Annotated in this window: 8 protein-coding genes and 1 tRNA gene; 6 read left to right on the top strand and 3 right to left on the bottom strand. The window is 69.0% G+C overall.

Annotation, left to right across the window (positions count from 1 at the left end; genetic code table 11):
- The first annotated feature begins 117 nt into the window (after window positions 1-117).
- The 3 genes from HD841_RS20250 to HD841_RS20240 all read left to right on the top strand — a co-directional run bounded on the left by HD841_RS20250 (window position 118) and on the right by HD841_RS20240 (window position 5,113).
- A complete protein-coding gene (locus HD841_RS20250) occupies window positions 118-2,778 on the top strand; it encodes a TonB-dependent receptor (protein ID WP_179510712.1) in 2,661 nt (886 codons plus the stop codon).
- Between the two features lie 3 nt (window positions 2,779-2,781).
- Window positions 2,782-3,882 carry a phosphatidylinositol-specific phospholipase C1-like protein gene (locus tag HD841_RS20245; protein WP_257015873.1) on the top strand — a complete coding sequence of 367 codons (1,101 nt, stop codon included), beginning with the start codon at window positions 2,782-2,784 and terminating at the stop codon, window positions 3,880-3,882.
- A gap of 91 nt (window positions 3,883-3,973) precedes the next feature.
- Window positions 3,974-5,113, top strand: a complete 1,140-nt coding sequence (locus HD841_RS20240; protein WP_179510711.1) for an endo-1,4-beta-xylanase — start codon at window positions 3,974-3,976, stop codon at window positions 5,111-5,113.
- 13 nt (window positions 5,114-5,126) lie between these two features.
- Here HD841_RS20240 and HD841_RS20235 read toward each other — a convergent pair whose 3' ends face one another.
- On the bottom strand, window positions 5,127-6,353 hold the full coding sequence (locus HD841_RS20235) for an MFS transporter (protein ID WP_179510710.1): 1,227 nt from the start codon (window positions 6,351-6,353) through the stop codon (window positions 5,127-5,129).
- Window positions 6,354-6,546: 193 nt separating this feature from the next.
- Between HD841_RS20235 and HD841_RS20230 the strand changes: the two genes are divergently transcribed.
- Complete coding sequence (locus HD841_RS20230; protein ID WP_179510709.1) at window positions 6,547-7,326, top strand: class I SAM-dependent methyltransferase; 780 nt, start codon at window positions 6,547-6,549, stop codon at window positions 7,324-7,326.
- A 44-nt stretch (window positions 7,327-7,370) separates the two neighbouring features.
- The gene (locus HD841_RS20225; protein WP_179510708.1) at window positions 7,371-9,149 is read left to right on the top strand and encodes a M14 family metallopeptidase; all 1,779 of its coding nucleotides are present in this window, start codon (window positions 7,371-7,373) and stop codon (window positions 9,147-9,149) included.
- 66 nt (window positions 9,150-9,215) lie between these two features.
- Here HD841_RS20225 and HD841_RS20220 read toward each other — a convergent pair whose 3' ends face one another.
- Window positions 9,216-11,675, bottom strand: coding sequence for a glycosyl hydrolase 115 family protein (locus tag HD841_RS20220; RefSeq protein WP_179510707.1), 2,460 nt, complete (start codon window positions 11,673-11,675; stop codon window positions 9,216-9,218).
- A gap of 93 nt (window positions 11,676-11,768) precedes the next feature.
- On the opposite strand from HD841_RS20220, the gene HD841_RS20215 reads away from it, so the two are divergent.
- Window positions 11,769-13,046, top strand: coding sequence for an SGNH/GDSL hydrolase family protein (locus HD841_RS20215; RefSeq protein ID WP_257015870.1), 1,278 nt, complete (start codon window positions 11,769-11,771; stop codon window positions 13,044-13,046).
- A 62-nt stretch (window positions 13,047-13,108) separates the two neighbouring features.
- Here HD841_RS20215 and HD841_RS20210 read toward each other — a convergent pair.
- A tRNA-Met gene (locus HD841_RS20210) sits at window positions 13,109-13,185 on the bottom strand.
- Window positions 13,186-13,290 lie beyond the last annotated feature (105 nt).

The raw sequence follows: 13,290 nt of genomic DNA, 5'->3' as shown, positions 1-13,290 counted from the left end.
GTCGCAGCAAGGCGGCCCTGACCACCGGTGTCATCCAAATGCAATTGGTCTTACTTCGGCATGTAACCTTTTCCGCTTAGCGGTCTGACCAACGGCACGAGCCGGGGGGATACACGCATGTTTCGTACTTCGCGCCTCATCGGCGCCACGCTGCCGCTTACGCTGGCGGCCCTGATGTCCACGCCGGCCGCCCGCGCGCAAACCGCACCGGCCGACGCAGCCAGCACCGGCGATGCGACGGCCGCCGACACGGAGCAGGACGGCGAGATCGTCGTCACCGGCAGCTATGCGCGCAGCATCGCCGCGGCAACCGAAGCCAAGCGCAAGGCCGCCTACGGCCTCGATTCCATCGCCTCGACCGACATCGGCAAATTCCCGGCACAGAACGTCGCCGAAGCGCTGCAGGTCGTCCCCGGCGTCGCGATCACCCGGCCGCGCGGCGAAGGCCTGTACGTCAGCGTGCGCGGCCTCGGCCCGCAGTTTCAGAACACGCTGGTCAACGGCCGCACCGTCGCGCTCAACGACCTCATCGAGAACGGCGGCGCCAACGGCCGCCAGTTCCGCTTCGAGATGCTCCCCGCCGAATTCGTTTCGAGCATCGATGTCGTCAAGACGCCGACGGCGGACATGAACGAGGGCGCGCTGGGCGGCAATATCGACGTCAAGACCTTCCACCCGCTCGACATCGGTTCGCGCACCACGCTGAACTCGCGCTATACCTTCACCGCCCAGACCCACCGCGTCGAGCCCAATGCCACGCTGCTGACCAGCTATCGCAACCCCGGCGAGACGTTCGGCATCCTCGCCGGCGCGCAATATTGGGGCAAGCAGGTCCGCAACGACCGCTTCATGAACTTCGGCTGGAATACCACGTTGCTCGGCAACGCCAGCGGACTCTACACGCCAACCCGTACGCGCCCGACGATCGAAACCGAGGATCGCAAGCGCCTGTCGGGCATCGTCTCGGCGCAATGGCAGCCGACACCCGAATTGCGCACCACGCTCGACGTGATCGCGACCCGGCTCGACGTTGCCTATGACGAATTCGGGATCGACATCTATCCCGATGATTCCGGCGACAAGAAGAGACCGGCCACCATCGTGCCCGAGTCGGTCAAGATCAGCGGCAACACCGTGGTCGGAGCGACGATCAACAACGCGCGCTTCATGGCGTCGCGCGAATACAGCCTCAACCGCCACGACCTGCTCACCATCGCGCTGCGCCAGAGCTTTGAGTCCGGCCGTTGGCATGCGTCCGCCGACGGCAGCTGGTCCACCGCGCACAGCTATCATCCCAGCAACGCCGAAGGCACGGTGCGCAGCCGCGCGCAATTCCTCGCGCCGCTGACCTATGATGCCTCCGGCGGCTACAAGGTGCTGCCGACGCTGACCACGACCCGCAACCTGTCCGACCCCGCCAATTATGCCGTCACCACCTTCAACATCGCACCCAAGAACAGCCGGGACTGGGATGCCTATGGCCGCGCCGATCTGGGCTACGACGTCGGCGAGGGGCTGCTCCGCAAGATCGCGGCGGGCGGCGAATATCATTGGCGCAAGCGCGACTACCGCCGACGCGACTACCTAATCGACACGGTCAACGGTCAACCGCTGTCGGTGCTCGGCTCCGGCGCCTTTCAGCAACTCCCTTATGACGATTTCCTGGCCGGGGTGACCGGCAACGGTCCGCGCACCTGGCTCGCGCCCGTTACCAAGGCCTATTACGACGCCCTCTTCACCCCGGCGATCGCGAACACGCCGCCCAACCCGGCCGACCAGCGCCAGTCGTTCGTCACCAGCGAGAAGGTCGCTGCGGCCTATATCCGAGCCGATTATGGCGTGACGCTCGGCACGGTCGAGGTGACCGGCAATATCGGCGCACGCTACGTCCACACCGACCAACTGGCGAGCGGCACGCTGACCACCGGCGGCACCCCGCAACCGGTCAGCTATCCCAGGACCTTCAACAATCTGCTGCCGAGCTTCAACCTGCGCGCCGAACTGACGCCGCAGCTCATCGCCCGGCTCGCCGCGAGTCGCGTGCTGACCCGGCCCAACATCACCGATACCGCGCCGCGCATCACCGTATCCACCGACACGGCACGGGCGAACGGCGGCAATCCGCAGCTCAATCCGTTTCTGGCGACGCAGTTCGACGGCTCGCTCGAATGGTATTTCAACCGCCGCGGGTCGCTGACCGGTGCGGTGTTCTACAAGAATCTGGACGATTACATCACGTCCGAGGAAACCGACATCACGATCCCCAAACGCGGGGTTGTGACGCTCACCACGTCGGTCAACGGCGGCAAAGCCAAGGTGTATGGCTTCGAGGCCGCCTATAATCAGGTCTTCACCTTCCTGCCCAAACCGCTCGACGGGCTCGGTTTCCAGGCATCCTACACGCACACCTCGGTCGAGGCGAACTACAAGACCGGCGATCGCATCCTCCACAACGAGATGCTCGGCCTGTCCAAGCAGAGCTACAATCTCGTCGGCTTCTACGATTACGGCCCGGTCTCGGCGCGCCTGTCCTACGTCTGGCGCGACAAATATCTTTCGGGCACCGGCAGCACCAGCCAGGCACCAAGCTTCACGGCCCCGTTCGGCTCGCTCGACGGCAATCTGTCGCTGCGCGTGACGCCGCACCTCATGTTCAGCGTCGAAGGCATCAACCTCGCCGGCGCGCGGGCCTATACCTACAACGACGACACGCTGCGCTTCGGCGAGATCAACTATTACGGCCGCACGATCCTGTTCGGCGCGCGGGCGGAGTTCTGATCGATGCGGCTGCGTACCCTGGCCCTGCCCCTGCTGGCCCTCACCTCGCTCGGCAGCGCCGCGGAGCGGCGACCGCTGGCGATGAACGACATCCAGACCGTCGGCTCGCACAACAGCTTCAAGGCGCGCATCCCCGCCGCGGTGATGGCAAAGCTGCGCGCCGACGATCCGAAACTCGCCGACGCGCTCGATTATTATCATCTGCCGCTCGCCCGCCAGCTCGATGCGGGCGTACGGCAGCTCGAGATCGACATCTTCGCCGATCCCCAGGGCGGCCGCTACGCCGATCCCAAGGGCGAAGCGATCGCCCGCGCCGCAGGCGAGACGACCGGGTTCGATCGTGCCGCGATGCTGCGCCCCGGCTTCAAGGTCTTCCACATCCCCGACGTGGACTATATCTCGACCTGCGTGATGCTGCGCCGCTGCCTGGGCGAGGTCGACGCCTGGTCGCGCGCGCATCCGCGCCACCTGCCGATCATGATCACGATCAACGCCGCCGACACGCCCGGCAAGGACGCGCGGATCAGCGCGCCGCTGCCGCTCGACGATGCGGGGCTGCTCGACGCGCTCGATACCGAGATCCGCGCCGCGCTGCCCGGCAAGCGACTGATCACCCCCGATGAGGTGCGCGGGTCGGCGAAGACGCTGCACGAGGCGGTCACCACCCGCGGCTGGCCCTCGCTCGAGGCGGCGCGCGGTCGCGTCTACGTGCTGTTCGACGTGCGCGATGCGGTGTCGGATGCCTATCGCGCCGGCCACCCGTCGCTTGCCGGTCGTGCGATGTTCGGCTGGTACCACGACGACCAGCCCGAGGCGGCGGTCGAGATCGTCCAGGACCCGCTGGTCGACGGTGCGACGATCCGGCGCTGGGTCGGTGAGGGGCTGATCGTCCGCACCCGCACCGACGCCAACACCGTCGAGGCGCGCGCGCACGATCTGCGCAAGGCCGCCGCCGCCGCCGCCAGCGGCGCCCAGGCAGTGAGCACCGATTATTATCCCGGCGCCCCCGATCCCGCGCACCTCGGCTTCCGCGTCACGCTGCCCGGCGGCGCGATGGCACGCTGCAACCCGCTCCGCACCACCCGCTGCCGCCTCGCGCCGTGACGCATCGGCGGCGGAGGGTGGCCGCCGCCGACGCTTGACGGAACGTCCGGGGCAGCGAATGATCGCGCTAACAACGATCGAGAGGATTGCCATGCCCCCGTCACGCCGCGACATGATCGCCGGTGCCGTCGCCACTGCGGCCGCCGCGGTCACCGCGCCGCTCGCCGCCGCCGCACCCGACAGTCTGCAGGGCATTGCGGCACGGCGCGGGCTGCGGTTCGGCTCGGCGATTCCGTGGCAAGCGGGCGGCCGCGACGGCATACCCGTCGCCGACCCGGCTTATGCCCGGCTGATCGCGGCGCAATGCGGGCTGATCGTCGCCGAGAACGAGATGAAGTGGCAGCACCTGCGCCCGACGCCGACGACCTTCGCCTTCGCGCATTTCGACGCGATCATGGCCTGGGCGCAGCGCGAGCATCTCGCGGTGCGCGGCCACAATCTGCTGTGGCACCAGCCAAAATGGTTTCCGCGCTGGCTCAACGACTATGATTTCGGCGCGCAGCCGCGGGCGAGCGCGGAGGCGGTGCTGACGACGCATATCCGCACCGTGATCGGCCGCTACGGCCGCCGCATCGCCAGTTACGACGTCGTCAACGAGGCGGTGCGTCCGGCGGACGGCGTGCTCTACGACACCAGCCTGTCCAAGGCGCTCGGCGGGCCCGAGGCGACCCTCGACCTCGCCTTCCACACCGCGCGCGCGGCGGCACCGCAGGCGGAACTCGTCTACAACGATTATATGAGCTGGGAGCCGGGCAATGCCGCGCATCGTGCCGGCGTGCTCCGCCTGCTCGAAGGCTTCCGCAAGCGCGGCGTGCCGGTCGATGCGCTCGGCGTGCAGTCGCACCTCGTCACCCAGGGTATCGATACCAAAGCGAGCGTTGCACGACTGGAGGGCGACTGGCGGCGCTTCCTCGATGCCGTGACGGCGATGGGCTACGGCCTGCTCATCACCGAGCTCGACGTGCGCGACAATAAGCTGCCCGCCGCCATCGCGCCGCGCGACCGGGCGGTGGCCGATTTCACCCGCGCCTATCTCGACATCACCCTGTCCTACCCCAAGCTGCGCGACATCTTGTGCTGGGGGCTGAGCGATGCGCACAGCTGGATCGAGGGGTTCGAGCCGCGCCCCGACGGTGCCAAGCGCCGGCCGACGCCATACGATGTCGCGCTTCACCCCAAGCCGATGCGGGCCGCGATCGCCGCGGCGCTGGCGGCGGCACCGGCGCGCTGAGCCCGCGGCGCGATCAGCGCGCCGGTCGGACGGCCCGCGCGCCGGTCAGCACGAACAGCGACCATCCCAGCAGGCCGACGCCGATCTCAAGCGTCCCGGCGAGGACATAGGCCGAGATCGCCCGGTCCGGCGTGAACAGGCCGCCGGTCATATACCCCAGGATGGCGGCGCTGCTCGTCCCGGCGCCGTAGATCGCCGCCACCTTGCCCTGCGCGCCCGCCGGTGCCTCGGCCTGCAGCATCGTCCGGACGGCGACGTTATGGACGCTGTTCGCCGCGCCGCCGACGACGAAGGCGATGCCGACTGCAAGGATACCGCCCGTTGGCGATGCGCCGGCCAGGCCGATCGCGAGCGTGACACCGCCCATGACCGCCGCCGCGGCGAAGGCCACCGCGGAGTGACGCATCGTCGTTGCTCCGGCCAGCGCCGCGCCGGCCATCATCCCGCCCGCCCAGCATGCGGTCAGCATGCCGAAGGCGGCGGGCCCGGCGGCCAGCGTCACGGTGACGAGGAACACGAAGGTCACGTCGCAGATCGCGGCGGCATAGACGCCGAGCGTCAGTGCGCCGATCATGACCGCGATCCGGCGGTTGCGCAGCACCGGCCAATAGGCGGCGAGCAGCGTGCGGGTCTGGTCGTCCGCGCGCGGTTCGATCGGCCGCCGCAGGCCGCTGCCCGCCACGACGGCCGCGAACAGGGCGAAGCTCGCCGCATCGATGAGCAAGGCGGTAGCGGTGCCGCCCTGCGCCACCAGCATGCCGCCGACGACCGGCCCGGCGAGCATGCCGGCGCTGCGGACGAACTCCAGCAACGCATTGGCGCGCGGCAACGCCATGCCGAGCCGGGCGGCGAGCACCGGGATGAGCGCGAAACTGGCGGTGCCGCCCGCCGCGAACAGGATGCTGAGGACGCCGGCGCCGGCAATGGTCGAGGCGAGATCGGGATGCCATGCCATCCACGCGATGATGACCGCTTCGGCCAGCGCCGTCGCGACCAGCAACCGGGCGGCATCCTGCGCATCGACCATGCGGCCGATAAACGGCGTCACCAGCAATCCCGGCAGCAGTTCGGCGACGAGCAACATCGGCACGGCCGGCTTCGTCTGCTCGCCCGCCATGCGAAACATCAATGTTATCAAAGATATCTCATCACCAATCGTCGATATGATGATGGTAGCCAGCAGCAACCAGCCCCAGCCGTGCCTGATCTGTACCGCGGTCACACCCGTCTTCTCCCGCATTTGCTGTATCGCAGCCGGAGAAGGTCTTCCATACGGATCGTCTGCGCGCACGATTGGCGATGAAGGCTTGCCGGCCGGGCGTGGCAGCGCGGCGAGTTCCCAATACTGCCGCAGCGACGACCGCGTTTGCTCGGAAAAGGTGCGCGGATATAGCGGGTTGGCAAGCCGGTCCGGCGCTTCTACGCGTGTGACAATGTCTCATCCTCCGCTTCCGGCCGTGCCGAACCTGGCCAACGATCCCAGCGCGCGCTTCTTCGGCGCCATCGGCCTCGCGCCGGGCATGCGCGTTCTCGATCTCGGCTGCGGACAGGGCGACCTCAGCCGCTTCGTCGCGACGCTGGTCGGGCCGGGCGGGGAAGTCGTGGGGGTGGATCGCAGCGAGGCCGCGCTGGCGGCAGCACGCACGGCGGCGATCGATCCGCACGCCGCGCCGATCCGCTACGACACCGCCGATCTCGCCGGTCCGCTAAGCAATCTCGGCCGCTTCGATGCGATCGTCGGGCGGCGCGTGCTGATGTACCTGCCCGATGCGGCCGCAACGCTCGCCGAGCTCGCGCGGTTGGCGGCCCCGGGCGGGCTGGTCGCCTTCCAGGAACATGCCCGGATCGGGCTGCCGGCTGGGCTTGGTGATCTGCCCGAACATCGCCGGCTGTACGACTGGATGTGGCGCATGATCACCGCGGAGGGCGGCAACGCCACGCTCGCGTTGCGCCTCGTCGAGCTGATGCGTGCGGCCGGGTTCGCGATCGACCAAGCGCGCAGCGAAGGCGTGCTGCTCCAGCCGGGGGCTCCCTCGTTCCTGCCGTCACTCGCCGCGGCCCTGCTGCCGCGGCTGGTCGCCTGCCGCGTCGCGACGGCGGACGAGGTCGCGCTCGACACGCTCGCGGATCGTCTCGACGAGGAACGCTGGGTCGTCGGCGGCACCATCGTCTGGGATCTTGCCATCCTCGTCTCCGCACACGCCACACACTAGCATCGCGCCTCGCCGGCGCCCGTTCCCATCCAGAAGGTCTATCCGTGTCCCTCCGTGCAGCCCTGATCCTCAGTCTCGTGTCCACGCCCGCCCTGCCCGTCGCCGCCCAGGGACCGGCACCGCTGCCGCCTGCGCTCCCCTGGTCGGGGCACAGCGAGGCGCTGGTCGCCAAGCCCGGCGATCCCTGGATCACCCCGGCGGAAGCGGCGGGCTTCCGCACCACGCCGCGTTATGCCGAGGTGCGCGCCTGGCTCGAACGGCTCGACGCCGCATCGCCGCTGATCACGCTGCACCGCTTCGGCCGCACCGGCGAAGGGCGCGACATGCTGTACGTGCGCGCCAGCAAGGGCGGCGCGGCCAAGCCGGTCGTGCTGGTGCAGGCCGGCATCCACGCGGGCGAGATCGACGGCAAGGATGCCGGGCTGATGCTGCTGCGCGACATCGCCTTGCGCGGCAAGGCCGATCTGCTCGACCGGGTCGATCTGGTGTTCGTGCCGATCTACAACATCGACGGCCACGAGCAGATGAGCGCGTACAATTTCGTCCATCTGCGCGGCCCCGCCGAAAAGGGGCGCGACGCCAATGCGCGCAACATCGATCTCAACCGCGACTATGCGAAGGCCGACGCGCCCGAAACACGCGCGATGATCGGCCTGCTCCGGACGCTGGATCCGATCCTCTACGTCGACTGCCACGTCAGCGAGGGGTTCGACATGCAATATGACATCACCTTCACCTATGCCGGCTGGGGGCGATACGCACGGCATCGCGCCACCGCCGGGTGGCTGGAGGGGCGGTTCGGGCCGGCGGTCAGCGCCGCGCTGACTCGCGAGGGCCATATCCCGACCATCTACCCCAGCCCGGTTGACACACGCACGCCGAGCAAGGGCATCCGTTTCAGTCCCGAAGGGCCGCGCTATTCGACCGGTTATGGCGACTTCATCGGCGTGCCGACCGTGCTGGTCGAGAACCATATGCTCAAACCCTATCGCCAGCGCGTGCTCGGCACCTATGTGCTGCTGGAAGCGGCCCTGACGATCGCCGCACGGGACGCCGACCGGATCGCCGCCGCCAAGGCAAAGGATCGCGCCAGCCGGCCCGCCGAGTTGCTCACCCACTGGCAACCGATGACGCAGCCGATCGGCTGGATCGAGGCGTTCAAGGGCGTCGCGTTCGACACCTATCGCTCGCCGGCGTCGGGGCGGATGGAACAGCGCTGGCTCGGCACGCCGATCACCTTTCGCATGCCGATCATCGGCCAACAGCCGACCGAGACCGTGCGGCTGCCGAAGGCCTGGTGGGTGCCCGCCGCGCAGTCAGAGGTGCTCGACCGGCTGCGGCTGCACGGCATCGCATTCGAAACGATCGCCGCGCCGCGAACGCTCAGCGTCGATGCGGTGCGGCTGGTCGATGCCAAGCTATCCCAGCCCAACGAAGGGCGGGTGCCGATCACCGCGCGCTTCGTCCATCACACACAGGCCCAGCAGATGCCCGCCGGCGCCGTCCGCGTCCCTGCCGATCAGCCCAAGGGACTGCTGGCCGCCGCATTGCTCGAGCCGGAAAGCCAGGACAGTTTCCTCGCCTGGGGCTTCTTCCCCGAAATGCTGGCGCCGGCACCGAGCACCGATGCCTTCGTGCTCGCGGCGCTGGGCGACCGCATGCTGGCGACCGATCCCGCGATCAGACGGGCGTTCGAGGCCCGGCTGAAGGCCGATCCCGGCTTTGCCGCCGATCCCGACGCGCGGCTCGCCTGGTTCTACGAGCGGGCCGGACCCGGCCACCCCTACCCCAACCTTTATCCGATCACGCGCGAGGTCAATTAGGGCGTATCCGATCCCGTCGCCGTGACGGGAGGGAAGCGTTCACCCACAGCCGAACCCCGATCCGCCCTAGCGCGCGATCTCCACGCCTTCGATCACCACCTGCGGATCGACCAGCCAGACATGCAGCCTATGCCGCCCGGCGCGCGCGACCGGCAGCGTCGCCCCGGCGACGCGGCGGTTGTCGGCCACCGCCTTGCCCCAGCGCGCCTCGGTCTCTCCGGCGAGCAGATCGACGATCACGGGCGCGCCGTCATCGAGCGACAGCGCAACGCGGTGGCGACCGGTGCCGCGTACGTCGAGCCCCGGCGCGGCAACCACGTCGATGCGTCGCGGCCCCGCGGGCAGGTCGACGGTATAGGCGATCTGCGGCCCCGCCCCGCCCGGCCGCTCGATGGCCGCCGCGGTGGTGGGCATCGCGATCATCGCCGCACCCTCTGCGGTGAAGCCGGCGACCCGCTGCCAGCGGACGCCGGCACCATCGACCGGACGGCCAGCATCAGCGGCGATGCGGCGCAGCGGCGGCGTCACCGGCGCGGGCGCCGGCAGCGGCGCCGCGACCGTCGCCAGCGCCGGCATCACGTCCGCATCGGGCTGCTGCCACCCGGTATAGCCGATATGCGTCTGTGCCATCATCTCCGGCCATTTGCCGCCGGCGAGCGCTTCGTACCGGCGGCGCAACGCCGCGTCCGTGGCGAAATAGCCGCGCGCGGCCGCCGCCCAGCGCGCGGTTCCGGCGACATCGCCGGCCCGCGCCGCGCTGCGATTGGCGGCGACCGCCGCATAGAGGCGGTGCAGGTTGGTCATCGCGTCGATCCGGTGCAGCACCAGCTCGTCATAGGCGTCGCGCCGCTCCGCCGGGATCGCCGCCACCATCCGCTGCGCGCGCGCCGCCAGCGCATCCCACGCGGCGAGCACCCGCGGCCAGCCGCCCTCGGTCGCGGCATAGCTATCGGCGTCGATTAGCTCGGGCTTGCGCCGGCTGGCGAGCCGACCGTAATCGGCGATCAGCGCGCCGACCGCAGGCCCCTGCGCCGCACCGAATTGCTGTGCCGCCCACCGCGCCGGATAGGCCTGCATCGCGTCGAGCGTCATCCGCCCCGGATCCCAGGCCATCGCCAGGAAGAAGCTGGTCGCATATTCCATCGGCTTGAGATCGCCGACGTTGACGATCCACAGCCGGTCGGCGCCGAACTGATGCGCCATCGTCATCTGCTGCCAGACGCGCGGGATCGCGTTGGTGTCGAGCCATTTGTAGTTGCGCGGCCCGCCAACGTAATCGAAATGATAATAGACGCCCGCACCGCCCGCGCGACGGTCGCCGGGCATTGGCAGGCGGCGGATATTGCCCCAATTGTCGTCCGCGAACAGCAGCGTCACGTCATCGGGGACGCGCATCCCCTGATCGTAATAGTCCTGCACCTCCTTGTAGAGCGCCCACACTTGTGGCGTGCGATCGGCGGGCTGGCCGGTGACCTCCGCGATGGTACGGCGCTGATCGGCAATGATCCGCTGGAGCAGCCCGATCGCGGTGCCCTGCGTCATCGGTTCGTCGCCGTCGCCGCGCATGCCGATCGTCACCGGGTTTTCCGAGACGCGGCGGCGCGCGATCCCGGCCCGCCAGAAGGCACGCAGCCGTTCGGCGTTGCGGGTATAATCCCACGGTCCGCCACCCTGCCGCTGCCACTCGATATTGGCGCGCTCCATCGGCTCGTGATGCGAGGTGCCGAGGATCACGCCCATCGATTTCGCCAGCGGTGCCGAGGCGGGATCATCCTGCCACAGCGACTTGCCCCACATCGCCGGCCACAGGAAATTGGCCTTGGAGCGCAGCAGCAAGGTGAACAGCTTCTCATAGGCGAGATGGTTGACCCCGCCGAACCGCTTGCGCGCCCAGCCGCCGAACGCCGGCTCCTCGTCGTTGATGAAGACGCCGCGATATCTAACGACGGGATGATCCGCGACGCGACCGGCGGTCAGGTACAGCGTCGGATGCCGCTGCGCCGGCACGTCCGCCCACCAGGTCCATGGACTGACCCCGGCCTTGGCACTGATGTCGTACAGGCCGAAGATCGTGCCACGCCGGTCGGCGCCGACGATCACCAACGCGCGATCGACGCCGGGCAGCGGCCGGTCGACCACCTGTTCGACATAGCCTTCCCATTGTCCGGCAAGACCGCGCACGTCGATCTTGCCGCTCCGGATCAGCGTCTGGACCAGCGGGCTGCCAAGCGTACCGGCGATGATCGTCGTTCCGGGGTCGGCGCGACCGGCCAGCCGTACGCTGCCCCCGCCGACCGCGCCGAGATCGCCGACCAGATCGACCGCGGCGCGACGTACTCCTGCGTCCTCGCCCGCATCGACCGTGATCAAGGTCGGCCGCCCCGGCGCAAGCAGCGCCAGCGCCCCCGGCGTCGCGCGCGTGCAGGCGGCCACCGGGCCGGCGCAATCAAGCGCGGGTGCCGCTGCCGCCACCGCTGCCGGGCTTGCCGCCGCCAGCAGCGTCATCATCATCCGGTCCAGACGCATATCCTCTCCCGCCCGCCGGTTGTCGCGGTGCATCGATCGGTGATACCGCTATCACGAAGCCTCGGACAAGAGGATGCACGATAGGAGCGGCGAATGACGAGACGGTGGCGCTATGGGATGACGGCGATCGTCCTGGCGGGATTGGCGACCAGCGGATCGACGCGATCGTCCCCCGCGGTCCGGTCGGCGCGTGCGGCGACGTCGGCGACGACACACTGGGTGCCGGCATGGGGATCGGCGCAGATGCTCGCCACCGCCGCGGATGCCGAACGTATCGCCGCGCTCGGGCCGGTGACGATCCGCCAGATGATCCATCTGTCCGGCGGCGGCACGATGGTGCGCGTCCGTCTGTCCAACGTGATGGGCGACCAACCGCTGCGTATCGGCGGCGCGCGGCTGGCGCGCGGCATCCCGGGCCAGCCGCAGGTGACGGACGACCGGCCGCTCACCTTCGGCGGCGCGACCGAGACGATGATCCCGGCGGGCGCGGAACTCTATTCCGACCCGCTGCCGCTGGCGACCCGCACCGGTGAGGATCTCGCGATCAGCCTGTTCCTGCCCAAGCCCGCCGCACGCCACACCGGCCATCCCAGCGCGCGGGCGACGACCTTCCTGGTCCGTGGCGACCAGACGAGCGCCGCGACCCTGACCGCGCCGGAGCGGATCGGCGGCTGGTGGGATCTGAGCCAGGTCGAGGTCAGCGGCGGCATGACGGCCGACACGATCGTCGCGATCGGCGATTCGATCACCGACGGCCGCGGCGTGCGCGACGACACCAACGCGCGCTGGACCGACGTCTTCGCTCGCCGGCTGGCGGCCGATCCTCGGCTCGCAGGACTGTCGGTCGTCAATGCCGGGATCGGCGGCAACCGCGTGCTGCTCGATGGCAACGGGCCGAATCTGGTGGCGCGGTTCGACCGCGACGTGATCGCACGGCCCAACGTCCGCTACGCCATCGTGCTGGAAGGCGTGAACGACATAGGTGGCCTCACCCGCGAGGCTCCCGCCGATCCTGCCGCGCACCGCGCGCTGATCGCGGCGCTCACCACCGCCTATCGCGAGCTTGCCACGCGCGCCCATGCCCATGGCATTCGCCTGATCGGCGCGACGATCACGCCACTCGTCGGCAACGATTATTACCATGCCTCGCCGCAGACCGAAGCCACACGGCAGGCGGTCAACACCGTGATCCGCAGCGGCAAAATTTTCGACGACGTCATCGACTTCGACGCGGTGGTCCGCGATCCCGCTCACCCCGACCGGCTGCTGCCGGCCTATGACGTCGGCGATCATCTTCACCCGAGCGAGGCAGGATATCGGGCGATGGCGGCGGCGATACCGCTGCGGTTGTTTGCTGGCGGGGTGCGCTGAGATCGTTCGGGCGTGTGCCGCAAACGACAGCGCCGCCCTTTGGGGCGGCGAATGTGGTGAAATGGTTGCGGGGACAGGATTTGAACCTGTGACCTTCAGGTTATGAGCCTGACGAGCTACCGGGCTGCTCCACCCCGCGACACTTTTGTGCTTTGAGACGCGAACGCCCCCGCTGGTGGGCGGGGGTGTTGGTGTCCGTTGCCGGCTGATATTGTGTATGGGTTCTGTTTGCCGAGCTTTGTGC

It is taken from the genome of Sphingomonas melonis (assembly GCF_013409985.1).
Classification (GTDB): Bacteria; Pseudomonadota; Alphaproteobacteria; order Sphingomonadales; family Sphingomonadaceae; genus Sphingomonas; species Sphingomonas melonis_A.
This window is presented reverse-complemented; position numbering and strand designations above follow the sequence as displayed.